The 22772-nt window shown below is 50.3% G+C and carries 39 protein-coding genes; 18 read left to right on the top strand and 21 right to left on the bottom strand.

Features of this window, described 5'->3' with window-relative positions; all coding sequences use genetic code 11:
- Window positions 1-175: 175 nt before the first annotated feature.
- The 5 genes from N836_RS75695 to N836_RS76400 all read left to right on the top strand — a co-directional run bounded on the left by N836_RS75695 (window position 176) and on the right by N836_RS76400 (window position 1976).
- Window positions 176-439, top strand: a complete 264-nt coding sequence (locus N836_RS75695; RefSeq protein ID WP_152532087.1) for a hypothetical protein — start codon at window positions 176-178, stop codon at window positions 437-439.
- A gap of 9 nt (window positions 440-448) precedes the next feature.
- Window positions 449-613, top strand: coding sequence for a hypothetical protein (locus N836_RS76405; RefSeq protein WP_161634941.1), 165 nt, complete (start codon window positions 449-451; stop codon window positions 611-613).
- Between the two features lie 49 nt (window positions 614-662).
- Complete coding sequence (locus N836_RS77855; RefSeq protein ID WP_268744302.1) at window positions 663-791, top strand: hypothetical protein; 129 nt, start codon at window positions 663-665, stop codon at window positions 789-791.
- A 1-nt stretch (window position 792) separates the two neighbouring features.
- Window positions 793-1533 carry a hypothetical protein gene (locus N836_RS46750; protein ID WP_023071577.1) on the top strand — a complete coding sequence of 247 codons (741 nt, stop codon included), beginning with the start codon at window positions 793-795 and terminating at the stop codon, window positions 1531-1533.
- A 299-nt stretch (window positions 1534-1832) separates the two neighbouring features.
- Window positions 1833-1976 carry a hypothetical protein gene (locus N836_RS76400; RefSeq protein WP_023071576.1) on the top strand — a complete coding sequence of 48 codons (144 nt, stop codon included), beginning with the start codon at window positions 1833-1835 and terminating at the stop codon, window positions 1974-1976.
- Window positions 1977-2094: 118 nt separating this feature from the next.
- On the opposite strand, the gene N836_RS46745 is transcribed toward N836_RS76400, so the two are convergent.
- Together N836_RS46745 and N836_RS46740 are read right to left on the bottom strand one after the other, a co-directional pair.
- Entirely contained in the window at window positions 2095-2394 is a 300-nt protein-coding gene (locus N836_RS46745) for a hypothetical protein (RefSeq protein ID WP_023071575.1), read from the bottom strand.
- Entirely contained in the window at window positions 2387-2587 is a 201-nt protein-coding gene (locus N836_RS46740; protein WP_023071574.1) for a hypothetical protein, read from the bottom strand. The genes N836_RS46745 and N836_RS46740 overlap by 8 nt, the downstream gene beginning before the upstream one ends.
- A 73-nt stretch (window positions 2588-2660) precedes the next feature.
- On the opposite strand from N836_RS46740, the gene N836_RS72990 reads away from it, so the two are divergent.
- Window positions 2661-3098: a phage virion morphogenesis protein gene (locus N836_RS72990; protein ID WP_023071573.1), complete on the top strand. Its 438-nt coding sequence runs from the start codon at window positions 2661-2663 to the stop codon at window positions 3096-3098.
- A gap of 5 nt (window positions 3099-3103) precedes the next feature.
- On the opposite strand, the gene N836_RS46730 is transcribed toward N836_RS72990, so the two are convergent.
- The 9 genes from N836_RS46730 to N836_RS46695 form a co-directional block, all read right to left on the bottom strand.
- Window positions 3104-3310, bottom strand: a complete 207-nt coding sequence (locus tag N836_RS46730; protein WP_023071572.1) for a DUF551 domain-containing protein — start codon at window positions 3308-3310, stop codon at window positions 3104-3106.
- Window position 3311: 1 nt separating this feature from the next.
- Window positions 3312-3737, bottom strand: a complete 426-nt coding sequence (locus tag N836_RS72985) for a DUF2227 family putative metal-binding protein (RefSeq protein ID WP_023071571.1) — start codon at window positions 3735-3737, stop codon at window positions 3312-3314.
- Window positions 3730-3975: a hypothetical protein gene (locus N836_RS46720; protein WP_152532086.1), complete on the bottom strand. Its 246-nt coding sequence runs from the start codon at window positions 3973-3975 to the stop codon at window positions 3730-3732. The genes N836_RS72985 and N836_RS46720 overlap by 8 nt, the downstream gene beginning before the upstream one ends.
- The gene (locus N836_RS0137390; RefSeq protein ID WP_023071569.1) at window positions 3972-4397 is read right to left on the bottom strand and encodes a MazG nucleotide pyrophosphohydrolase domain-containing protein; all 426 of its coding nucleotides are present in this window, start codon (window positions 4395-4397) and stop codon (window positions 3972-3974) included. The genes N836_RS46720 and N836_RS0137390 overlap by 4 nt, the downstream gene beginning before the upstream one ends.
- 95 nt (window positions 4398-4492) lie before the next feature.
- Window positions 4493-5908 carry a hypothetical protein gene (locus N836_RS46715; protein WP_023071568.1) on the bottom strand — a complete coding sequence of 472 codons (1416 nt, stop codon included), beginning with the start codon at window positions 5906-5908 and terminating at the stop codon, window positions 4493-4495.
- On the bottom strand, window positions 5908-6426 hold the full coding sequence (locus N836_RS46710; protein ID WP_023071567.1) for a hypothetical protein: 519 nt from the start codon (window positions 6424-6426) through the stop codon (window positions 5908-5910). Before N836_RS46710 ends, N836_RS46715 begins: the two co-directional genes overlap by 1 nt.
- Window positions 6423-6809: a hypothetical protein gene (locus N836_RS46705; protein WP_023071566.1), complete on the bottom strand. Its 387-nt coding sequence runs from the start codon at window positions 6807-6809 to the stop codon at window positions 6423-6425. The genes N836_RS46710 and N836_RS46705 overlap by 4 nt, the downstream gene beginning before the upstream one ends.
- 220 nt (window positions 6810-7029) lie before the next feature.
- The gene (locus tag N836_RS46700) at window positions 7030-7428 is read right to left on the bottom strand and encodes a hypothetical protein (RefSeq protein WP_023071565.1); all 399 of its coding nucleotides are present in this window, start codon (window positions 7426-7428) and stop codon (window positions 7030-7032) included.
- A complete protein-coding gene (locus N836_RS46695) occupies window positions 7428-7961 on the bottom strand; it encodes a hypothetical protein (RefSeq protein WP_023071564.1) in 534 nt (177 codons plus the stop codon). Before N836_RS46695 ends, N836_RS46700 begins: the two co-directional genes overlap by 1 nt.
- A gap of 188 nt (window positions 7962-8149) precedes the next feature.
- Here N836_RS46695 and N836_RS46690 point away from each other — a divergent pair, with 188 nt between their 5' ends.
- Both N836_RS46690 and N836_RS46685 read left to right on the top strand, forming a co-directional pair.
- Complete coding sequence (locus N836_RS46690; RefSeq protein WP_023071563.1) at window positions 8150-8461, top strand: hypothetical protein; 312 nt, start codon at window positions 8150-8152, stop codon at window positions 8459-8461.
- Window positions 8461-8685, top strand: a complete 225-nt coding sequence (locus N836_RS46685) for a hypothetical protein (protein WP_023071562.1) — start codon at window positions 8461-8463, stop codon at window positions 8683-8685. The genes N836_RS46690 and N836_RS46685 overlap by 1 nt, the downstream gene beginning before the upstream one ends.
- A gap of 178 nt (window positions 8686-8863) precedes the next feature.
- On the opposite strand, the gene N836_RS46680 is transcribed toward N836_RS46685, so the two are convergent.
- From N836_RS46680 to N836_RS46660, 5 genes are all read right to left on the bottom strand, one after another.
- Entirely contained in the window at window positions 8864-9073 is a 210-nt protein-coding gene (locus N836_RS46680; RefSeq protein ID WP_023071561.1) for a hypothetical protein, read from the bottom strand.
- Entirely contained in the window at window positions 9070-9264 is a 195-nt protein-coding gene (locus N836_RS46675; protein WP_023071560.1) for a hypothetical protein, read from the bottom strand. Before N836_RS46675 ends, N836_RS46680 begins: the two co-directional genes overlap by 4 nt.
- 33 nt (window positions 9265-9297) lie before the next feature.
- Complete coding sequence (locus N836_RS46670; RefSeq protein ID WP_023071559.1) at window positions 9298-10395, bottom strand: hypothetical protein; 1098 nt, start codon at window positions 10393-10395, stop codon at window positions 9298-9300.
- Entirely contained in the window at window positions 10395-10916 is a 522-nt protein-coding gene (locus tag N836_RS46665) for a hypothetical protein (protein WP_023071558.1), read from the bottom strand. Before N836_RS46665 ends, N836_RS46670 begins: the two co-directional genes overlap by 1 nt.
- A 107-nt stretch (window positions 10917-11023) precedes the next feature.
- Entirely contained in the window at window positions 11024-11353 is a 330-nt protein-coding gene (locus N836_RS46660; RefSeq protein WP_023071557.1) for a helix-turn-helix domain-containing protein, read from the bottom strand.
- Window positions 11354-11470: 117 nt separating this feature from the next.
- Between N836_RS46660 and N836_RS46655 the strand changes: the two genes are divergently transcribed.
- The 10 genes from N836_RS46655 (at window position 11471) to N836_RS75685 (ending at window position 17143) form a co-directional block, all read left to right on the top strand.
- On the top strand, window positions 11471-11701 hold the full coding sequence (locus tag N836_RS46655; RefSeq protein WP_023071556.1) for a hypothetical protein: 231 nt from the start codon (window positions 11471-11473) through the stop codon (window positions 11699-11701).
- A gap of 53 nt (window positions 11702-11754) precedes the next feature.
- Window positions 11755-12114 (top strand): hypothetical protein, encoded by a 360-nt coding sequence (locus tag N836_RS46650; protein WP_023071555.1) that lies wholly within the window; start codon window positions 11755-11757, stop codon window positions 12112-12114.
- Window positions 12115-12280: 166 nt separating this feature from the next.
- The gene (locus tag N836_RS46645) at window positions 12281-13333 is read left to right on the top strand and encodes a replication protein (RefSeq protein ID WP_023071554.1); all 1053 of its coding nucleotides are present in this window, start codon (window positions 12281-12283) and stop codon (window positions 13331-13333) included.
- A complete protein-coding gene (gene dnaB, locus N836_RS46640; RefSeq protein WP_023071553.1) occupies window positions 13323-14687 on the top strand; it encodes a replicative DNA helicase in 1365 nt (454 codons plus the stop codon). Before N836_RS46645 ends, dnaB begins: the two co-directional genes overlap by 11 nt.
- On the top strand, window positions 14687-15043 hold the full coding sequence (locus N836_RS46635) for a hypothetical protein (protein ID WP_023071552.1): 357 nt from the start codon (window positions 14687-14689) through the stop codon (window positions 15041-15043). The genes dnaB and N836_RS46635 overlap by 1 nt, the downstream gene beginning before the upstream one ends.
- A gap of 14 nt (window positions 15044-15057) precedes the next feature.
- On the top strand, window positions 15058-15789 hold the full coding sequence (locus tag N836_RS46630) for a DNA cytosine methyltransferase (RefSeq protein ID WP_031291993.1): 732 nt from the start codon (window positions 15058-15060) through the stop codon (window positions 15787-15789).
- Window positions 15789-16142 (top strand): hypothetical protein, encoded by a 354-nt coding sequence (locus N836_RS46625; protein WP_023071550.1) that lies wholly within the window; start codon window positions 15789-15791, stop codon window positions 16140-16142. The genes N836_RS46630 and N836_RS46625 overlap by 1 nt, the downstream gene beginning before the upstream one ends.
- Complete coding sequence (locus N836_RS46620) at window positions 16117-16395, top strand: hypothetical protein (RefSeq protein WP_023071549.1); 279 nt, start codon at window positions 16117-16119, stop codon at window positions 16393-16395. The genes N836_RS46625 and N836_RS46620 overlap by 26 nt, the downstream gene beginning before the upstream one ends.
- Entirely contained in the window at window positions 16392-16718 is a 327-nt protein-coding gene (locus N836_RS75690; RefSeq protein ID WP_152532085.1) for a hypothetical protein, read from the top strand. The genes N836_RS46620 and N836_RS75690 overlap by 4 nt, the downstream gene beginning before the upstream one ends.
- 152 nt (window positions 16719-16870) lie before the next feature.
- The gene (locus N836_RS75685) at window positions 16871-17143 is read left to right on the top strand and encodes a hypothetical protein (protein ID WP_071789029.1); all 273 of its coding nucleotides are present in this window, start codon (window positions 16871-16873) and stop codon (window positions 17141-17143) included.
- An 18-nt stretch (window positions 17144-17161) separates the two neighbouring features.
- Here the strand turns inward: N836_RS75685 and N836_RS46615 are convergent, their stop codons facing one another.
- The 5 genes from N836_RS46615 to cysS all read right to left on the bottom strand — a co-directional run bounded on the left by N836_RS46615 (window position 17162) and on the right by cysS (window position 22772).
- Window positions 17162-18286: a phage integrase gene (locus tag N836_RS46615; protein ID WP_023071548.1), complete on the bottom strand. Its 1125-nt coding sequence runs from the start codon at window positions 18284-18286 to the stop codon at window positions 17162-17164.
- An 81-nt stretch (window positions 18287-18367) separates the two neighbouring features.
- A complete protein-coding gene (locus tag N836_RS46610; RefSeq protein WP_023071547.1) occupies window positions 18368-19225 on the bottom strand; it encodes a metal ABC transporter permease in 858 nt (285 codons plus the stop codon).
- Window positions 19218-19976: a metal ABC transporter ATP-binding protein gene (locus N836_RS46605; protein ID WP_023071546.1), complete on the bottom strand. Its 759-nt coding sequence runs from the start codon at window positions 19974-19976 to the stop codon at window positions 19218-19220. Before N836_RS46605 ends, N836_RS46610 begins: the two co-directional genes overlap by 8 nt.
- Window positions 19977-20996 (bottom strand): metal ABC transporter solute-binding protein, Zn/Mn family, encoded by a 1020-nt coding sequence (locus tag N836_RS46600; RefSeq protein ID WP_023071545.1) that lies wholly within the window; start codon window positions 20994-20996, stop codon window positions 19977-19979.
- A 285-nt stretch (window positions 20997-21281) separates the two neighbouring features.
- Entirely contained in the window at window positions 21282-22772 is a 1491-nt protein-coding gene (gene cysS, locus N836_RS46595; protein WP_023071544.1) for a cysteine--tRNA ligase, read from the bottom strand.

Raw genomic sequence — 22772 nt, 5'->3', positions numbered from 1 at the left:
ACTCCTTACAGATAATGCGTGACGCCACTATTGTAGCGCCACTTTTCAATTGCAACGAGTATAACTTGACGCGTTTAACGTGACAAGTTAAAGTTGGTGTATAACAAGGACTGGAGTAGCGCCAACTACGACCAGCCCTCTAAACCAAACCCTTAAACCACAAGGATTTGACCTAATGAAAACTCTAACCCAAAGCCCCGTCAAAGGGCTTGAAATCACGCAATCTTCTGATAGCCAGCATCACGTCACCTGGAACGGCCATGTAGTCGGCCTGATCCAAACCCACCCCAGCCTCGGCCTCAACTGGGAGTACGGTCGCTATTCTGCCTACCCCAACACCTTCATCGGTAGCTATGAGCAGTGTTGCGATCGCGCCCTTTCCGACTACAGCGATCAGCACCCGACGCTTCAGAGTCCAATCGTTGCGATCACAGCCTAGGGGGACACCATGAAAACACTACGACTTTTCCTTCTCTGGATCTGGGTCCGTATGGCCTGGGAGTTATCTAAGCGCACGCCATCGACGCAGCGAATTGAAGCGCTACTGTCGGATGCCGAAGTAGAACTCAAGGCTGAAATCGAAGCGGCTGTGAAGAAGTGGGCGGAGGCCTAGGAGGCCGGTAGTCGGTCGGTCCTCTTCTAAGGATCGGCCTAGCTATGCCATGTCAGACCTCACCACCATACGAATTTATAGCCGTCTGCTCGATACCTGTGAGCAGGCGAGGCTATGGCACGTCCTAAGAGCCCTGGATACCGAGGGCACCGGACGGGGTCTATTTTGGTGTGGCTGACATGGCTGCTCTGATGAGCGTGAGCACTCAAACCATTTACCGCTGGGTCAAGGCAGGGCTCGGGGTGTGGTGGCGCTCTAGACGACGAGTAGATGGCCAAATAGAACTCTATCTATCGGGCATTGCTAAAGTAGCTTGTGCATTAGGTGTGGATGGATTGGGTGCGATCGCTGAAGTTCCCCTATCCGACCTTACCCGCATGGGCTCCAAGGCAGTGGCCACCGCATTAGAAGCCGAGTACAGACAACGACAGGCGTACTGGGCGGCGAAGAAAGCGAAGAAGGGCCAGGCGAAGAAATCAGTTTTTGATCCACATGACGCAGCATCCTCTGACAGTTTCCCAGGGGCAAAGGGCATGGCAGTGGTGAAGGACGGATTTCAGATTCCAGGTGCTTCGATTGCCGGTATTGCTAACACTATTGAGCGATCGCAATCGACAGTAAAGCGACGACTCAACAATCGATGGCGGATAGAGCGAACGATTGAACCGATTCAGAAAAAGAGAGTGGCTACTGAGCTAGATGAGCCTGAGTTGTTATTCAGACTCAAAGAATCAGGCATTGGCTTTGTGGTTCAGGAGAATGCATTGGGATGTACCCGAGTGCTTAAGGTACTGACCGATTCAGGCTGTTCTAAGGTTGTTGTACTTGGCTGCAATGTCTATGCCCAGGATTACGAGCTGATGAGTTGCCGAGGGACTAGAGGTCGGGTTCGGAAAATGTTGAAGAATCTAGGAAATTAATAGGTGTCAAGTATGGGAATGAGGACACACGTTGCCAGTCACGGCAATAGCGACTGTTCAGGCAACAAAGAACCGCCCCAAGAAAGCTCAAGGGCGGCTTTTGGTTCGACTTCCAGAGCTGAAACTGCTAGTTCAACTTCTGAAGAAGTTTTGAGCTTGAGCTTATTCGGTCTCAGTCACCAGTTATTCACTCGGGTTTCCAGCTGAACGCTCAGATAGATTGGCGTCAAGGAGAGATCCCGGAAGTTTCGGGAGATGATGCCAGTGTCGTCAATAGAGCTTTGCGCTTCAGCTATGGAATGTTTGGCCACATCGCCAGGATTGATCAGCCATTGCCAGATTATGATCTATGGAGTGCCGTCCAGAAAGAACTTCGCGAATACGGTCCCCAGGTGGATGAGGAGCCAACGGTGCCACCCATCCCAGACGACGCAGTTAGCTGAGGCATTTTTAAAACTTACGGGGCAACAGCGGCACACTGCCCCGTAAATCTCCCCATAAAAAACCTCGGCAATGAACCGAGGCACCATATCGACTATCAGACATGTTCCCAAAGATATTCTACAGTTGCCGGGGCGGTATTTCGGCAGAAGAGAAATGCTGATCCAGTGGTCCTTTAAAGCTCGGATGAGCGCCAAATCTTGCAGACTTGCCAGACTTTAGGTGATCGATCCAGAACGCCACATACCCAGGCGTGCTGCCGGTCCATTTATTCAAGGAGAACACCCAGCCAAACCCTTCAAGGTCAATGCGAAATTCGTTGCTGAATGAGCGCGTTTCCAGGTTGAAAAACACCGGCAGGCCATTGGCAATACACCATTGGTTGACTGTACTGATGGTTCTCGTGACCGTCTTAATCATCGGCTAGCACCTGCTTAAATTCAGCCAGCTCAGCCTCTGTCACCTTGCCGTCCTTGATAGCGTTGATAAATGATTTTGCGATCGCACCTGAGCGAGTTGTCAAAAACCGAGTGATCAGAAAAGTAACCATGGCGGACACGGCTGCATCACCGAAAAATCGATAGGCTGTGTCTAGGAGTGAGTCAGGAGTCATGATTAGAAAAGGGGGAGAGCCGCCTCTTTTATAGCATGGGTCAACAGTTAATCAAATGAAGCGTTGTTAGTACATGCAAATAGAAGTCACCATTACAGACGCCGACGTCAACCGAGCGCTGACCCAGATCGGTGAGCGAGTGGGCAACCTACAACCAGCTCTAGAAGACTTCGGTGAGTACATGCTTTTGCAGACTCGCCGATACTTCGATAGTGAGGTATCGCCTGGTGGGCAGAAGTGGGCTGACATCTCACCGGCCTGGAAACGTCAGAAGCAAAAAGAAGGTCGCGATCGCGGGATAGGTAAGTACACTTTGGCGATGCGTGATGGAATTACGTATGTGGCTCGGCCGCGATCGCTGGTCGTTGGCAGTAACAGACCGTATGCTGCGCGGTTTCAGCTTGGCTCTAAGGATGGCACACAAGAAGCCCGCCCATTCCTGGGACTGACCCCAGAAGACAGGCGGGAACTGATAGCGGCGTTGAGTGATCACGTGGGTGAGTCGATATAAAGCCACTACTTAACAGGATGCGGAATCTCGGCCCAATGTGTTGGCATAGGTTCCACTGTTCGGCTAGTTTCGGCATCCTCAAAATAGCCATCATCCCAAGCGGCGACTTGGTAGCTCCATTCGGTGCCATCTTTTGTCGCTACTAGCACGATAGCTTCGCTGTGCGGTGTCATTTCGTTTAAGCAAATCCAGACTAACTCTTTCGTAATCATGTCAACCCCAATAGTCCAAAACTAAATGTGTGGCATCGCTTACGCACCCGCAGGCAAACACAAACCAGACGATCTCCATACTCCCGGTCTCCCATGCCCACAGCACTAACGGCCACAATCCATAAACCAATCGAGTCGCTGTGCCAACAATCAGCCAGTGGCTCATGCCCCTGTGTTTAAATGCCTTGCCGTACGGCACCCAGTAGGCACTGAGAAGGCCCCATCGTCGCTTAGCATTACACCCCCTGGGGCTCTCGGCAAGGTCTAGATCAGGACTCAGGAAAAGACCCCAGGCCCAAGTTACCAAGGTCGTGACCGTTGCTAGTACAACTAGTTGGTCGTTGTCGACACAGAGTGAGCCAACAATGGAACCGGCTGCGATCGCGACCCACTTAGAGGCTCGATCGTGAGTTTTGCCGCTAGCCATCTTTCGATATTGGAGCGTGTAGCTTGGCCACCTCCACCAGGCGGGCAATGATTTTGATGACCAGCTTTGTAAGACTTTCGTCGGTCATCTCCCAGCGCAAATCGTAGAACCTAGCCATGTAGCATGGTTTGCCGTCAATAAGTGCTCTATCAATATCAAATTCGGGGAAAATTAGGCGAGCAACATCAAGCTTGATTGAGCGGTTGAATGTGGGCTTAAGTTTTTCCTGAGTCATCACGCTAATTTTCCTCCGTGACGTTGGCCACGCTTCTGGTTTTTCTCAATCTTCTGAACGACGGCGCTACCAATGTCTAGACCAAGGCCAACGCTCAAGTCGAGAGTTCGAATAATCACGTCAGCCAACTCTTCGGTGAATTTAACGCGATCGCCTACTCTAACCTCTTCAACTGCTTCTGAAACTTCGGAATGAATTAGTGCTAACAGCCTCATTAATTTGTCGACATTCACGCTCGGATTTTCGCCAATCAAGAGCCAGTCGGCATTTGTCGCAACGTCCCATCCGTTTTCTATATTTGCCTCAACAATTACCTCACCAAGCGTGTTCAAAGTTGTCTGAACTGTGATTCCGGCAAATTCATCAATTGTGTCTGTCATTTTTCTCGATTTCTTAATGCTAAATAATGTGTCAATTGGTGTCATGGAGACTGTCAATACCTGTCACTGTCGCCGACGTCAATACCCGTCACTGTCAAAAGGCGTCAATTCCCAAAAAACGGCTTTTCTGACAATGACATTTAGCTTGTGACAATTAGATGGAATTTGTCATGACCTCCAATATTTTCCATTGCGATTAAAGATGGATTCTCTTTGGTCATGTCAATGAGTTTTTGTCTGATGTCTTCTACCTTTAATTGCCCGTCACTCTTGAGTATTGTTATGCCTCTGTATACGGTTCTTGGCGTAGCTGGCTCTGGATTTTTCTTGAAGTAGCCGACTATTCTATCCTCGATAGTTTTCGAGCTTTTTGAGCCCCACGGGCTATCAACAAAACCACTAGAGCTTACGTCTTTTGGGGCTGTGCGTTCCTCGCGAGCTAAGGGACAAGAATCTAGTGACTTCAAGCTGGTTTCTTGCTTAGGAATCTGAGACAAACATGGACCGTCATTGTCCCAAAGCTGCCAATGTCCAGATAGGTTAGAAATGTGTTTTTGCTGGTCATTAGTAAGGCTGTAGCCGGTGTACTTTGTGAACGCTGAGGCCATTGAGTTGTTGTCTTTTTTGGCTCCCGTTACAGCAATTACATTGCAGTTTTGAAGTAGGTCAGCCGGGATATCCAAAATGGACGCATTGCCCGACTGGACAAACAGGCCCAACTCAAATCCAACACCAGCACCAGATGTTAGAACGGTAAGAATGAAGCCCCTTAATCTCTTCTGGGTACTTGGTTCGACCGTGTTGGCAATAGTAATCACCTCGTCGATCAAGACCCATTGCTTGGTGCCACTGCCGCCCAAGCTGGACTGAAGCCGAGCCTCCCAACGGTCTAGCAGCCAGTTAACTTGGGCATCTAGCTTTGAGAGATCGACTAAATAGCCCTTCCAGCCCTCTGGAACCTTATCGCCTGCCTTGGTGGTCACATAATCGACGGCAATCGCCGTTCTGATGCCTAGCAGGTGAATCGCAGTGTTTGTTTTGCCACCCTGCGAACGCCCCCACATCAGCAGGTGAAAGGTTTTGGCTTTTAACTGAACTGGTGCAACAGGGATTGGTAGTTCGACCTGCTCAGGTGACTGGCTGGTAGTTTCCGGTCCCGTCGTAGTCGACGTAGACTTCTGGTTCTTCTGGCTCGTTTCTGCCACCTGAGCTACGGGCTTTTTTGTGGCCTCAATCCTCTCTGTGGCGGCCAGGATGATGCTCTGTTGCTGATCAATGGGGCAATACCGATTGACGGCGTTTACATCGCCCTTCATGACCCTTTCGGCTTCGCTGTATGCAAAATTGTTGGCTGCGATCGCAATTATCCCAGCCAAGAATCCACCAGCCACGCTAGCAGCAGGCATCAATGTAGCCAACAAAGCGCCGCCTGCCACCCCAACACCTACACCAATGGCTTGGGCTGCAAATCCATAGCGGTTGAATGCTGAGTCAACCGCTATATTCTGAATCTCGCTGACTGCCAAGGCATACTCTTGTTTCATGGTTTCGTCCATTACAGCTTCCTCCGCATCAGTTGACGGAAAGCGAACCACCCTGATAGACCCAGGACAATGGCAATAATGCGGCCTACGTTGACCCATTGAATGTCGTCAAGGCCTGGTAGACCATACTCGCTCGCAAAAACAGGCCAGGCTGCTGAGCACACAATCAGGTCAATTACGTAGAAGGCGATCGCAATATTGTTGGTAAACCGCCGCTTTTTAGCCGATGCTGTTGACGACATCATGAACGGCCTAACTTCGAAGTACTGAACAGTGCAAACACAGATGAAGCCTAGTACGGAAACGAATGCACCCGTGACGCCCAGCCAGCTCTCAAGTAGCTGTGTGTAAGGCTGGCGATTGATCCAGAAAAAGTGCAGCGGAATTAGCAGCAGCGCGTAGGTCAACGCTCGAACAACAAGACTATCAATTTTGTCGGGAGAATCAAGTTTTTGAACTTGCTCCTGAAGCTGCTCGACGGCCTTCCCCACTTTGCTTGCGGCATTTTTTACACGGCCAGTTGTAGTCATTGAGGTGAAATCCTTTGCTGAACAACAGTCTTGTCAGGGGTGCGAAGGATGCTGGTAATTCTGCCCGTAGCGTCAGTTACCCCTGTAAATCCAAAGGGATCGCAAACTTCGGTCTTATCTGGAAAACCTGACAGCTTGCGGCCCGCTTCAAGTTTGTTGGCCAGCATGATGCAGCCACGTGCGTAGCGGGCTTCGGCTTCAGCGGCTTCCAGGTCAAACAGCTCTTCTGACTGGGCTTGCAGAGCTTTGAGGCCTTTGACGCTGGTTGCATGGGCCTGATTGGCCTGCACGGTGGGGTTAAAGCTGGTTGCTGTAATAACAGCCCCAATCACAGTCAGCGCGGCCCCACCAATTAACGGAAAAAAGTTGTCTGAATTGACCATAGCTAATCTTGATTAAGTGTTTTAAGAAGGTCAGCAAATGGAGAGCTGTCATTACCTTCTGTGGCGTACTGAGTAGGCTTTAGTGTCCGCTTTGTCCATCCATAGCCGATAAGGCCAAGTCCAGCGCCCATAAAACCTATACCGACCCATGCGCCAGCGGGTACTCTCGCCCTCTCTATAACCTCTGGGAGGGCCGCAAGCGGGTCTTCGACGGCTTCAGCTATGACTTCGGAATAACCTCTTGCGGAAGGGCGCTAGCGGCCACCATAGGCACCTCTACGCCGCCTATCTTGCAGTTGCCCTCAGCATCTAGAAAGAGGTGAGCTTTTTGCTGAGACATGCCAGCGGGCTTGGTGCTAAAGGCGTAGAAGTCGCCGTTGTAGCTCATTCCCCAATGAACCTGATCAGAGTTGTCAGGGATAGAAGACTCAACCAATTGAGAGCAGGCAGGCCGAAAAGCAAACGACTGTTGCCCAGCTGGCGCAAGCGTTTGCTGTGATGGAACGTCGACGCCATTGAACCTGTAGGGCTGTCCTGGGGAATAGGCCTGGAGATTGACCGAAGTTTGGGCTACCAGAATCGACGCCTGAGCAAGTAAATTCACTGCTACGTAGGTCATTAGGCGGCCTCCTTGGATGCCACACCCTGGCTAGAAACTGCCGTTTGAGCCCCCTTAACCATGTTGTTGGTAAGGTTGGCAGTCGCAATTTCATAGCGCTGCTTCGCCTCTCTAACAATGCTTTCGCCAAGAGCAAACCCTAGAGCGGTAGTCAGGTTATTCACTTCGGTCTCGGCAATCTTCGTAATCGCCCGGCTTTCCTCGCTTGATGCACTTCCAGTATCAAAAGAGATGCCAATGCTTAGCTTGCCTACGGTAGGAGTATCCAAGCGCATTCCAACGCCCGACTGAAGGGTCAAGGTGCCCTCGTCTTCGATCAGCTCTGCGTCAACGATCTCAGGGGATGCAGCTATTGGCTCACGACCACCAGCTTCAGCAATAAGAGTAATCTCGTCTTCCGTATACCCAAATGTCCCTTGCTTGTCTAGTCGCTGTCCAAGGTCATGTCCAACCTTGGTGATCCATCTCCGAATCGTCTTAACCGTTACCCCGTAGCGACCTGCAATGTCTTTAACAGTCAAAAAATCTTCCATCTACCTTACCCATGTCTATGGCCATGTCCTACCCAAATGTCTAAGGGGTTAGGACATGGCTCAACAGTAACACAAGCGTGTTTCTGTTGACACACTAATGATGCTCATTAGCCCTCACGCATGGCACAGCCTGAGTAGAAATTATTAATTTGTTTGATACGCTTGGGTGGTACTTGAGAGTAACCAAAATGAGCAATCCACGGCGCTACTTAACCATGCCAGGCAGCACTTGGCAGAGGGTGGACAAGCTGACGGAAAAATTAGGGCTGCTGGACTACGGAGATTTACTACGCCAATTTGTAGCGGATGGTCTGAACCGATTTGAAGTTGAAGTGCTCACCACTGAGAACAAGCAGCTGGTGAACCAGAAATTACGGCAACGCCAGGGCAATATGGCTGAGGCATTAAAAGTCATTAGGCGCATCAATACCCCCAATGCTCCTGAGGACAACGAATTAGTTGACGCGATCGCAACAATAGAAAAAGGGCTTTCTGACTGATGATTGTGAACTTAAGCGATCGCGTTTGGGTGCGCCTCACACCTCAGGGGCTTCAGCATCTTCGCCAGTACTACAATGATCCCAGCTATATGCCTGACACGGACAAACAAGGATGGTCTAGCTGGCAGTTGTGGGTATTGATTGGACTGTTTGGAGAGCTATGCAAGCTGCCCTCTGCGCGCATACAGCCGTTCGTTAACAATGAAATTCGTCTTTCCGACTGATACGATCGGCTTACTTTGCAACACACACCAACACGCCCGCCAAGTGCGGGCTTTCTCATGTCAGTTTTTACGGGGCAATTTGTTGAGTCTGCCCCGTAAATTTCCTCAAATAAAACGCGACCCAGGTTAAAGGTCGCGTTGGAGTTCCTGAAAATCGTCACTGATTGAATGATACCGCCTATTCAGTAATCTCGCTCAGGCTGGTATGCAAATGTTCAATCTGTTGTAGGTCGTGGCTGAGTCTTTTAAGCTGGACCGATGCCTCAGCTCCAAGGGACTCGGTTAACGCTGGGTGCTTAAACCTATCTTGTGCAGCCTCGGCAGCAACGGCCACAACTTGGCTGACATCGTACTCGCTCAAAACTTCTTGCAATTTACTTTGTTTCATGACAATGCTCCGTCAACTAGTTTTTTGTACTGGGTTTTGTTGATAATTGGTCGCACCCTAATCAGGTCTTGGTATTCAGACAGGGTTAACTCTTGGCTGGCCATCAATTTTGAGATTGCAACAGATGCCAAGTTTGCAGGCAGCTCAGATGCGCCTTGCTTTTGCAATGCAGCAGATACAAATGGATTCATGATGCTACGGGGCGAGGCTACGCCCCTGAAAAATTACTCGATACTCACGCCTTTGAACTGTCGACCTGGGGTCTTTGCGGAGACCGGCGCGGATTCGGCTAGTTCATCTAGCCGGACAAAATACCGATTGATCAGGCTCTCGTCAGTGATACTGGGCTGTTGCTTGATCAGCTCTGTCGTTAGCCCGTATGCCGTATCTTGCTGGATATAGCGCCGCTTGACCGCATAATCAGCCAACAACCACCGGATCAACTCTCGGAGTTCAACGCTACTCAGCTCGGAACTAGGAACAGGCCGTACTTTGCGATCGCAAATCTCCTTAGCCTCAGCCCAATTGTGTTCGGTCACGGCAATCACCTTGGCAATCCGAGCCTGGTTATCGTTGCCGTTGTCGGGCATGACCTCAACCTGGATGCGTTCCATGGGCTGAGCGTTGTTAATAGGTTGAGCTGGTTCGTAGTCAGCATCGATGATCTCAACACCTTCAGTCATCGTCTGTTCGACGGCAAAGTAGTTGCTGGCGTTGGCAGCCAGGATCACCGACCCGACTATCGACCTTTTCTGAGCCATCTTGTCGATGGTGTTGACCTGGTCAAAAATGCGCTCGTTAGGAACGCGACCGACTTTTTGAGACTCGATCGCTGCATCACCTTTGGGGTACTTTGCTCCACAGCCACCTTTCTTAGTCCAGCAAAACCAACTGCCATCTTGCTTGGATTTTAGAATTGTTGGCTGCCCGCACTGAGGGCAGCACCGCTCTGACTTACGCCAGCGGTATTTATCCTCCCAGCTATTGCAGCTGCCAGAGCACTGGGCGACGACATCACCATGGCGGTCCTTGAGAATACACAGGTACTCAAAGTAGAAAAAAGGTTCGCCACCAAAGTCCTTGCCAGTGAAGTCTTTAACAACGTCAGTCCGTTCGATATTGATCCGCAAGCCAAACAGCGTTGCAATCTTTTCAGCCCCAGGCTTGAACAACACTGGTTTATCGCCACAGCCAGGGATAGTTCCGTAATCAAGGTTTTCTCTCAAAGACTGTTGAACAAACAGCGTCAGAGTATTCATCCGATCGACCGCATCATTGATAGCGATCGCACCAGACTGAGGAATCCTCATCAAGTTGGCCATTATGCTACCTCCCGCGCCAGGTGAGCGTCCTGACAACGATCGTCTTGCTTAACAATCCACGCGATCGCACCGTGCACCGTGCTCAACCGTCGCTCATCACGAAGAGAGATATGCCGAGCCAGGAAGCCATCGACTGCGATCCGAATGGAGCCAACATGCCCCAATTGAGAGTGCAGGTTTAGCAAGAAGCCCAGGTTCTCAAAACAGAACGAATAGTGCCAGCCCTCAGGAAGAACACCGCAGTCATGGACGCTGAAACTCCCGAAGCCGCAGCGGTCGGCAATGATTTGTGCAATCTGCGGATAGCTGTAGTTCTCTAGATTAGGGTTGACCCACACGTCGAACGCAAACGGCTTAACCCGCAGGCGATCTTGATAAACCTCAGCAAAACCCACCATTAAGGTACTGCGCTTGAATCTCTCATCGTCAGAGGCCATCACTACGGTGTACCCATGACTCGTGACGGAACAGTCGTACCCGAACGCAGCTGCCTGCGTTGTTTCAATATTTAGTTTGGTCATGATGTTGTGCTTTTGTACTCCAGCGACTGATTCATCGCTGGATCAAAAGTAACAACAACGCCTCTAAGATGGCAAGTGATATTTGTAAAGTTTTTGTCAGAAACTCCCTACAAATACTTATCAACGATCAAATAAATCAGTCGTTTAATCTCATCCTTTGAGAAGCTATCGACTTCTTTAAGGACGTCTTCTGCGGTAATAATAGCCCTCTGGGGCTCCGCTCTTCTCCCCTCGATAATGGCCCGAAGCTCGTCAGCGGAATGAGGCAACGCAGATGCCAATGCGTCAAGTGTAGACTGGTCTGGACTGATGGTTTCGCCGCTTTCAAGTCTACGTAAAGTACTAAAAGTCAGACCCGTCTTGCTCGCAAATTGCCTAAGGGACATGCTACCGCGAGCGGCTCTAAGAATAGACTGAAACTCCTCAAGACCGGACATACAATGACCCAATTGTTCCAACAATGAAACATCCTATCCTGGTAGGGCGATCCGTTGCTAGACAAATACGAGCCGTTGTTGTTACAATTGATCCGTAAACGTTCGGAGCCTCAGAGTATGAGCCAGGTGGAAACGCTGAAGCGAGATACAGCTCCAGAAGAGGGGCTGGAGCATATTGGGAAAAGAGCAGGCTTTGAAAGCCAAGTGCTCAGGGTGCCCATCGGGCTAGTGCCTTTTTTTGACGAAGTAATTCGCTTGTACAAGCTGTCTGGAATGAGGGCGGCTAACGAGCGACTCAAGCAGGCATCAACCATCCTGACAGCGTTTAACTCAAAAGACGTTGCATAGCCAATAAAAATGGGGGCGTAGCGGCCCCCATGTAGTACAAAATCACAAACATCATGAATAAAGATTCAGATGCTAGGCACAGCATAGCAGACGGCACTACTTCAGCGGGTACGGGTGTCACCCCAGAGGACATTGTCAAGAAGATTGCTGACTGGGATCGCCAGGACATAGAAGCGCTAGTTGAGCACCTTCGGGGCCTGCTGTCTACTGCTGAGATAAGGCAGTCCCTAGAAGAGTTGCTAGAGCGCAAGGTTGAGCCATCGCCAATCACTGAGCAAGGACCGGAGCATGGTTGGGTTGAGCAACGCACCATCAACGGCTGTGGCCCCTACCAGTATTTTCGCTGGTGGGATGGCAAGGTGAAGCGATCGAAGTACCTAGGCAAAGTGAAGACGGCGGGAGGTGTTGCGTGAGTGAATCACCCCAAAAAGACTTGCGGGGCACGGATGAGAATTTACCCTGTAAGTTGGTTAACCGCGATCACATACCTGACGGCGACAAGTTAAAGATTTGGCGTGCGTACCGAGGAACAGAAGCTGGGTGCAGAGAAATATTGATTAGCTACAGGAGGGTGGGCCTATGAGCTTCGAAAACAGCAACTACACCCAAGTCCCCAACCTTATCCTTGACAACTTAGGTGAACTCAAGCCAGCTGAGCTTAAGGTGATTCTTACTATCACGCGGGCAACACTTGGATGGCACAGACGTGCTCATCGAATGAGTATCACTTGTCTTATGGAAAAGGCCGAGCTATCGAACCGCGCTGTCATAACTGCTTGTGATGCACTTTGCGATCGCGACTGGATTGAGCGTCACAAGGTAGATCACAAGCGGGGTCATACTTACGAGTACACACTCAAGCTACAACCCGTCATTGAACCAGTGAAAAAAGTTCACGGGTCGGGAACCAGTGAAAAAAGTTCACCCCATGAAAAAAGTTCACGGGAACCAGTGAAAAAAGTTCACGGGTCACCAGTGAAAAAAGTTCACGGATCTAAAGAAAGATCTTTTAAAGAAACTCCTTTAAAAGAAAATACTTCTTTCTCTGAAGAAAATATTTCAACAGTGTCTGAGCAAGTCAATTTCACTCAAGATGACCAGGCTCTAGATGCTGACCAATCGCTGCAAGATGAAAATATTCCGCCGTCTGAGAATGATTCTCAAAATCTAAAAATCGGCATTGTGACCTATAAGCAGTTGCCAGAGACGATAGACCTGGCTGAGGTATGGGAGCTGGCTGAGTACGAGGCCAGGCGTCAAGCTAGGGAGATCGCGCCCAAGCATAAGCATCCGCAGGTTGTGGCTCATGGGTTAGGGCAGATTTGGCTAGGCCCTGGTCAAAATGATTTTGATGAAGATTTACTTCAGATCCTCAAGCGGCAAAAACAGAAGGTTAACCAGCCTTGCGATCGTGCTGACTGTATCAACATGCTTTGGAACCTGATCAGCGGTAAGCGATGGTCTCAGATTTCAAATCATTGGGATAGTGCAGTGGAGATTAAAAGACGAAGAGTTCAACCTGCGGCGAATGCTTCACTGGCAGCCTCTTGCTCTGCCGAAGATGACTGTGTTCCACCTCCAAAAGATTGGGCAAAGAACGCATTAGCTGCGAGGTACCGAAATGCAAACTAACAACGCCCCTGTGGTTCCATTTCGAGCGCCCAAGACTGCTGAACCAGCGAATATTGATGCTGAGTACGACGTGATTGGAGCGCTGCTGATTGACCCTGGTGCGATCTCACGGATTGCCCATCGACTACCGCCCGAGGCGTTTTACGTACACAGCCACCGAGTCATCTACCAGGTTTGCCTACAGCTTCATAGAGATGGCCAAATTGTTGACTTGATGACTGTGTGTACAGCTTTGTCCAACTCCAAGCAGCTAGAGCGGGTTGGTGGGAAAGCTGCGATCGCCCAAATGTTTGACCTGTGCCTCACGTCTGCCAACGTTGAGCAGCACGCGGAGTTGATTTTAGAAAAACACCAGCGACGTTGCTTGGCTCGGCTGGCCAGCGAACTGCAGCGCATAGCCAATGACCAGACAAAAAACATTCAAGACTGCCTTAGTAGTGCTGAGGCTAACTTCAGGGATATTTTGATGCTGGTTGCAGGAGACTGTAATGCGGTTCCGCTTTCGGAAGTGATTGCCGAGAACGTTGGCCATACTGAGCAGGCTTATCAGGGAGGTGGCTTAGAAGGTATTCCTACAGGCTTCTACGACCTTGATGAGATGACCCGAGGTGTTCTTCCAGGTGACCTAACAATTTTGGCTGGACGTCCATCGATGGGTAAAACCGCTGGATTAGTGAACGTTGCTGTTCAAGTAGCAAACTCAGGTCATGGGGTCTACATCGCCAGCCTGGAAATGAGCGCTCAACAGGTCGGATATCGATGTCTTGCAGCGGACGCCCATCTCAGTGCAAATAAAATCAGGGAAGGGAAACTGGGCGCAAATGACTGGGAGGACTTAACTCACTCCGTAGCTAAGTTATCTGGCCTGCCAATCTGGATAGACGATAGCTTTCGGCAGACCCCGGAAGTCATTGCCGCAAACGTCCAGCGGATTAATGCCGAAAATGGGCCGGGCACGATCAAGCTTGTGATGGTGGACTATCTTCAACTCATGGGCAATCGAGGCTCGATCAATCGGGTCTCAGAGCTGGGTCAAATCTCCCGTGGGCTCAAGGGTATGGCCAAGGAATTGGAATTGAGTGTGTGGGCTCTTTCTCAACTCAGTCGTGGCGTAGAAGCAAGAAATCCGAAGCGTCCAATGATGAGTGACCTTAGGGAATCTGGCAATATTGAGGAGGATGCGGATACCGTTATCCTGCTTTACCGAGACGACTACTACGATCCTGAGTCGTCCGACAGAGGGCTGGCTGAATGGATTGTTGGCAAGAACCGGAACGGGCCGACCGGAACAGCCAAGCTTCTATTTGAGCCTGTTTACACTCGGTTTCGTAATTTGGCTGGGAGGACTGCGTAATGGACGCCGAAAAATTTTTGGCCAACTTGGAGCAACAACTAAACGAATGGTCTGCTGTTGCCTCAGACATCAAACGCCAGCTCTCCGACCTCCAGCAGGGGCAAGAAGAGCTGCGAATACAAATCGCGACCATTTCATCATCTAAGCAGTCAAACGACCTTCAGAGTGTCTCAGAGGCGTATCAGTTACTCGGCTACGACTCACCTGAGGCGCTACGTCGTGCAATTAGGTCGGGGCACTTCAAATCTGGTGTGGAGGTATTCAAGCTTCACGGAGACACCGGCCCCTGGCGGCTGGATGTGGGGGCGATTCGCGCACGGCTAGGAAAAGAGCAGCAACTACGGAGGGTTTGTTGATGCAGTGCACAAGCATGACGCATTTGGATTTATTCAGCGGGATTGGTGGGTTTGCGATCGCAGCTCAAAGGCTAGGGATTAAAACGACGCAATTCGTTGAGGTAAATCCGTACTGCCAAGAGATTTTGAGAAAAAACTTTCCCGGAGTTGCAATCCATGGCGACATCAGAACCTTTGAACCTTATGAAGCTTGGGACGTCGTTACAGCAGGCTTCCCATGTCAAGACATATCATCCGCCAATCCAAATGGAGCTGGACTTCAAGGCGAGCGTTCCGGGCTCTTTTTCGAAATCACCCGACTGGTTCGCCAGATTAGACCCCGTTTCCTCGTACTGGAAAACTCAACAGCGCTGCTCAACTTCAGGGGTGGTAGAGATATGGGAACAATACTCTGGGAGCTTTCCTGCTGCGGGTACCATGCTGAATGGTCAGCTGTATCAGGCTGTTCCATGGGTGCGCCACACATGCGGAAACGATTGCTCATTGTGGCCTACGCCGACAGCATCGATGGCGAGATCGGGTTGGCCCTTCACGAAGACAACCAAAGGCCGATACAAGCAATCTACGATAGATCGAGCAATAGCCCATGGGCCAAAACCCCACCCAGCTTTAGCGGAGTGGCTAATGGGGTACCCAATCGGGTGGACAGAGTTAGAGCGTTAGGCAACAGCATCATTCCAGACATCGCAGAACTGGCCCTGTCTAGGGCGATGAGATATGCACCGCTAGCGCAGGAGGTTTGCTAATGAAAACTCAGGGGTTATGGGTTGTTGCCGAGCCTCAAATCAGAGGTGTGAGGCACGAGATCAGGGTTGCTCAGGGGCTGTTTAACATCGTCGCCGACTCGGCTAAGGATTACCTAGCAAAGAAAGCGGCTAAGCCTGCTGGGCACACGAAGCTCGTAAAAATCGCCCACTGTGTAGCACTGCTTCAGGGTACGCCAGCCGTCGAACGGTCCTGGCGGTTCAACAATATCGCGTCCGACTGTCCAGTCGGACGCGATATCTTACGCCGTTGTTGGACTGACTACATGGCTCAGCGAGACGGAATCGTTCAGTTGGAGCTAGACGCTGATGCATCCACCAACACAATGCACTGACGAGAAAGCATTAGCAAAGGTAGTGAAGCCCGAGGATATCAACAATGCGATCGCATGGTACGAACATCACTGGGCGAATATTGCCGACGCATTGCCAGTCACCTATCAGGGCGTTACTTACTCGCCAAAGTGGCAGGCCGTTATGGACTATCAAACACTGCCCGCCTGGAGAGAGGGACGGCTGCCAATGCGACTCGCTCAGGCGTACATTTATACAGCACTACGGAGTATTTGCGGAGCGATAAAAAAATGACAACAAGCAAGTGGACGTCTGACAAAGACTGGCTTTGTAGTGACCACAGAGATCGCCTACAAAAGCTGCCATGTGAGCCAGTATGGAAAACGCTTAAGGCGCTTGGCTGGCAATGGACCGGCAGATGTCACATGGATGGTGCTGGCACACCAATTCTTACTTATGAGGGTTTAGGGGTAGAGGTGTCCTTCCCGGCTTCTATGGACAAAGATTCCAGCGCACTTAGACCTGATTGTTTGTTTGAAGTTTGCAAGCATTTGGATCAATCTCCAGAATCTATTATTACGACGCTTGAAACGCTTTGTTATTCAAAGCATTGGTAAACCTTAGTTAATTCCTGAAAATGAAACGAGCTAAAACAACCGTGCCCTTGGCGGTGCGGGGGATTGTATGACCAAAAATAGTCCCACAGTGAACAACGACCACATTAGCGACGAGGTGAAGTTGCTAATGTGGCGAGTCAGTTAATGAATTTGTGGTTCGTATTAATGCGATAAACCAGCTGTTCTCAGGCTGGCCAGAGGATATATCTGTACCTGAATCAGAGGTTAGGGCTCACCCACAGCGATGGACATTGACCGTTGCTCACTTAGATCATGAGCCTCAAAATTGCGATCGCGACAATCTCAGAGCGCTGTGCTCCGTATGTCATCTAAGTTATGACAACACACCGACCGCTAGATTCTTAAAGAAACAAGCAAGTCTAGAACGGAAAGGCCAACTGACTTTATTTACGGGGCAACACTAGTTTAATTGCCCCGTAAATTTACAGAACTGGGGGCATAGGTCGATCGTCTCTCTCTAATGCCCGTGCGATCGCGGCCTCCGTTGTTGCGTCACTTAGCCAGCGCTGGTACGTACTGAGATGCATATCAGGTGTGTGACCCATCAATTTCGCTCCTACAGTCTCACTAAGGCCAAACAGGACGTGTATCCGGATGGCATACGCGTGCCGCAGGTCGTAAAGAGCACACGGAAGTTTGTGAGTTCGTCTGAGGTGGTCTTTCACAAAACCACCTAGCCTGCCATCGTCGTAAGCTCGCTGAGCGTTTAGGTCTGGCAATTCTCCCCACAAGCCCCACTGGTCAACCCACTCCGGATAGAAGGCGCGTACTGATCTAGCTCCGGTTTTGCCTTCTCTAACCCGAAACTGGCCATCGTCCTGGAGTTCGCCCAAAAACGCTTCATGGGGCCTCAACCCAAACGCGGCGATCAACCCCGCCACCCTACGCCACTCTGGTGACCGGATGAGATCGCCACCGCACCACTCAGCGATCAGCTTATCGCTCGGTAGCTCTTTAGCCTTTTGTGAGGCTCGACCATACCGCCCTTTGAATCGCAATAGGTCAACCTCAAGGTCAGCATAGTCGGCAAACGCCTGAAGGCGAGTACAGATTTGCTTGCGAGTCGCTGTGTTGGCGGGCTTGCTCAGGACAGCCTCAATTAGTGCCTCAGAACTTAACTGCTCATCCCACTTTAAGGACCGGAAGTACTTTAACCATCCGTTTCGCCAGGTCCGGTGTTTGAGCTGATTTCGAGAGCGGTAATCTTGCTCAAACTTTTCTATCCATTGGCCGATGGTGCGCTGACCTGCCTTGGTGCGATCGCCATAATCGCTCCAGTCAAACTGACCAGTCACTAGCTTGGCCCCAAGTAACACCGCCTCTGATCGAGCCTTCTTTATCCCCTGACGTGAGCACGGCAACCGACTAGCGATTTTCTGTTGGTAAGGCTTAGCTCGTTTGCTGTCCGGCTTCGGCGGGAATGTCCCTTGAAAATAAATCATTCCACTGACCCGAAGCAGGGCGACTTTGGTGCGCTCCGCTTTTAAAAAAGCATTGGCCTCACCAATCAGTTTGGTGATTTCCTTGTCGGTTAATGGCTTAGCCATAGGATTAAAACTTTGATTAATACAATCGAATATATCCGCACATTTCTAAGTACGCAAAGACAGCTAAAATGAGTTGACGCTTTAGCTAGACCGTTTTGCAGTACGGCATTTCGGCGTTTTAATCGTTTTCCTGTTTTGTTTCAGGAGCAAACTGAGCAAATAGGCGGCTCCAGCAACAAGAATAATCGTTGCGCCGGAGGTGAGATTGAAAAAATAGGAGAGCCACAGCCCTGTCGTCGTAAACGCCATCCCCAGCAGACTGGCCAGGAACATCATCTGCTTGATGTCCTGGACAAATTGGCCAGCGATCGCTGCGGGAATGGTTAACAGGGCAATTACCATAATCAACCCCACCACCTGCATCACCATCACGACTGTCAGGGCGATCGCTGCCACCAGGGTGAGGTACAGAGCATCCACCGGAATATTGCGGGTGGTGGCAAAAACAGGATCAAAGGAAATGGCCAACAATTCTTTATAAAAGAGAAAAACCATCGCACCAATCATCAGGTTGAGGATGAGCATAATGATTAACTCCTGGCGGGGAACTGTGAGGATACTGCCAAAGAGATAGCTCATTAAATCCGCTTTGTAGCCCTGGGTTAAATCAATGGCAATAATGCCCACTGCCATACCGATGGCCCACATTACCCCAATAATTGTATCGGCCCGTTGTTGGGTCTTGCGTTCCACCCAGCCCATGCCCAGGGCCGCAGCCAGGGCAAACGCGATCGCTCCTAACACTGGATTAACGCCAAAGAAATAGGCTAATCCAATCCCCCCATAAGCAGCGTGGGCAATGCCCCCACTGATAAAAACAATGCGATTGACCACTACAAAAGTACCAATAATTCCGCAGGCAATGCTCACCAGTACCCCAGCCAGGAGAGCATGACGCATAAAGTCAAATTGCAAAGCTTGTCCAATGGTTTCAATCATTATGGTGGTGAGAAAAAACGCGGTGAGGAACGCCGTGGGCAATCAGATCTACGGGGCATTGATAGGCTTGCTCAATCATTTCCGACGTAATTAACTTGTCATTGTGATAAAAAAGGCGATGGTTGAGGCATCCTACCGTCTTAACGTAGGTGGAAACAGCACTCAAGTTATGGGAAATCATCAAAATGGTCAGAAATTGATTGAGATCCGCCAGTAAGTCATAAATACTTTTCTGGATTTTACTATCCACGTTAGCTGTGGGTTCATCCAAAAGTAAAATATGGGGTTCAGAAGCCAGGGCCCTCGCAATGTAAACCCTCTGCCGCTCTCCACCGGATAGCTGACCAATGGGACGATCGCGTAATCCCAGCATTCCTACCTGCTCCAGGCTGCGAGTGACTATACTTTCATCCTTGCGGTTGTACCGTCTCAGCAAAGGGCGTCTACCTGAGCGTCCCATGCGAACTACATCCTCCACCCGAATGGGAAACTCCCGATCGAATTCCAGGAGTTGGGGCACATAGCCCAGGTATTTTCGACCCTGAGACACCGGGCGACCCATGATTTTGACTTCTCCGCTATTGGGTGAAATCAGCCCTAACAAAACCTTCAACAACGTTGTTTTTCCTCCGCCATTGGGGCCAATTAAACCGATAAAATCTCGTTCCTTCACCACCAGGTTAATGTCTTCTAATACCGGAGTTGTCCCATAGCCTGCCCAGACTTGATGCAGGGTAATGACCTCAGTCATTTAATTCCCGCCCCCGTTCTGGTTCAGCACGTCGGCAAAGGTTTGGGAAACTTGCAACAGATTATCTGACCAGTTGGGGGCCAGGGGAGTAATGAACAGGACTTCTCCAGCAATTTCGGTAGCGATCGTTTCTGCACTTTTGGTACTGAATTCTGGCTGGGCAAAAATCACTTGAATGTTTTCTGTTTTTGCCTGTTGTATAAGTTCCCCCAGTTCCGCTGCACTAGGTTCCTGACCACCTATTTCAATAGGCACCTGCTCCAGGTCATAATCCTGGGCAAAGTATCCCCAGGCCGGATGAAAAACGATAAACTCACGATTCTCAACTCCGACTAAGTTTTGTTTAATTTGTTGATCTAACTGATCAATTTCGCCTAAAAACTGGGTCAGATTGGCTTGATAGGTTGCCTCATTTTCGGGATCGATCGTTACTAATCCCTGATAGATATTTTGGGCTTGAATCTTGACTCGTTGCGGCGACAACCAGATATGGGGATCTAGAGTTCCCTCAGCGTGCTCATGTTTTTCCTCGTGCTCATGCTCTTCTTCATGGTCATGGTCCGCTGCTTCCTCGGCATGATCCTCGTCGTGATGATGATGGGCAGCCATTTCCAATCGTTCAATTCCCTGGGCAGAATCAATCACCAGCATCTGGGCATTAGCAGACTGAATCTTGTCCATCCAGGCGTTTTCAAAAGGAACGCCAATACTGACGTAAGCTTCCGCCTCACTCAAGTCCTTCAACTGTTGGGGCTTGGGTTCGTAGGTTGCTGGTGATTCCCCCGGTTGCACCATTACGTTTACCTCAACCCGATCGCCTCCGATTTTTTCAACAAAGTACTCCTGGGGCAAAATACTAACCGTAATGTCCAACAGCTCCAGAGGTTCACTGCTGACTGGAGTCGTTGCAGTCTGAGCTTCACCCCCTTCACTGACAGAATCCGTTGATGGGGAGTTGCAACCCGTCAGCAAATTCATCCCCACCAACAGGGAAAACACACTCGACTTCAGATAACTCATTGGTTCTACCCCCCAAAAACAACTTGATGCAATACAGGTGATGATAGCTCACTTGAGAATGATTATTGTTCTCAAGTGAATCAAAATTATGGAAATTCTAAATGTGAAATCTAAATGGCTGGTGTTAAAAGCAATTGTTCTGGGAGGTGTCCCGTTCCTGGGAACATCAATTGCAAGACGATCTTGAACAGCTACAGAGATTGGCCCAGGACTTTGCAGTTGAACTGCCGTCTTGGAAACCCGAATTGATAATCTGATAATGAGGCTGTTGGCGCTATCGTTGATTTACTGCTGATGCCAACGGACGGCTCCATCGGGTTGGTCAACCACCGTAACTCCCACTGCCGCTAGCTGATCGCGAATATCATCTGCCGTTATAAAGTCTCTCTGTTGTCGGGCCGTTTGACGCTGCTGGATCAGGTCAGAGATCGTAGCCTCATCCAATTCACCCGTTGCCGCATCAGTATCACTGTCGGCTTTGGCCTCTAACCCCAGTAACTGGGCCAGGTGCAACAACGTTTGCCACTGCTGCCAGAGAATCTCTGGACTGGATTGGGTCTGCCCTTCATGCATCAGACGATTCCCCTCTCGCTGTAGCCCTTTGGCCAGCTCAAACAGCACTGCCAGAGCACCCGATGTATTCAGATCATCGTCCATGGCGGTTTGAAACCGTTCGACCCACGGGTCTTCTGAGTTGGGTTCCTGAGGAGAAGACTGGAGGCTGGCAACTGGCCATGACAACGCTGCTCGATGATGGTTGCCAAAGAGAAGTCCGGCTTTTAGCGTTTGCCAACCGTTGACCGCAGCCGCGATCGCATCTTTTGTAAAATCCAACGGTTTCCGATAGTGCCCCTGCAGCACAAACAGTCGCACCGCCATTGGGTCTACCGGTTGCGGATATTCTGCCCACACACCATCTAGCAGGTCACGGATCGTGGTGAAATTGCCCAGGGATTTCGACATTTTCTCACCATTCACCGTCACCATGCCATTGTGCAACCAGTAGCGAGCCAGTGGTTGTCCCGTCAGCGCTTCTGACTGAGCAATCTCATTTTCATGGTGGGGAAACACCAGATCACCGCCACCACCATGAATATCAATGGTTTCGCCCAATCGCGCCCGGATCATGGCCGAGCATTCAATGTGCCACCCGGGTCGTCCCATACCCCAGGGCGATTCCCAGGCGGGTTCACCCGGTTTTGCCGATTTCCATAAAGCAAAATCAAACGGATCGCGCTTCTTCTGGTCCGGGGCATCCGGGGCAATTCGTCCCCCTGCCCCCGCCTGTAGTTGCTCCAGCTTCCGTCCAGAGAGCTTGCCATACTCCGCGAACTGCCGCACGCTATAGTACACATCGCCATCGACCGCATAGGCGTATCCTTGTTGTTCTAGCGCCTGGATCAATTGATGAATGGCAGGGATATGCTCTGTCACACGGGGATAGTCATCAGCATCGAGAATATTGAGGCGGCGAATATCTTGAAAATAGGCAGCAATGTAGCGATTGCTCACCTCCTGCATTGTTATCCCTTCCACACTGGCACGATTGAGAATCTTGTCGTCAATATCTGTAAAATTTTGCACATAGCGCACGGTGTATCCACACCACTGCAAATAGCGTCGCAGCACATCCCAAACCATGTACGAACGAGCATGCCCCAGGTGGCAATTGTCATATACCGTCACACCACAGCAATACATCACCACTCGTTCCGGATGAATAGAGATAAAAGGCTCTTTCCGGCCTGTCAGGGTGTTATGGAGGGTGAGGTTCAT

Origin of the sequence: Leptolyngbya sp. Heron Island J (assembly GCF_000482245.1) — a bacterium.
In the GTDB taxonomy this organism is placed as follows: domain Bacteria; phylum Cyanobacteriota; class Cyanobacteriia; order Phormidesmidales; family Phormidesmidaceae; genus Leptothoe.
Note: the sequence above shows the minus strand (reverse complement) of the source record. Positions and strands in the feature narration are given on the sequence as shown.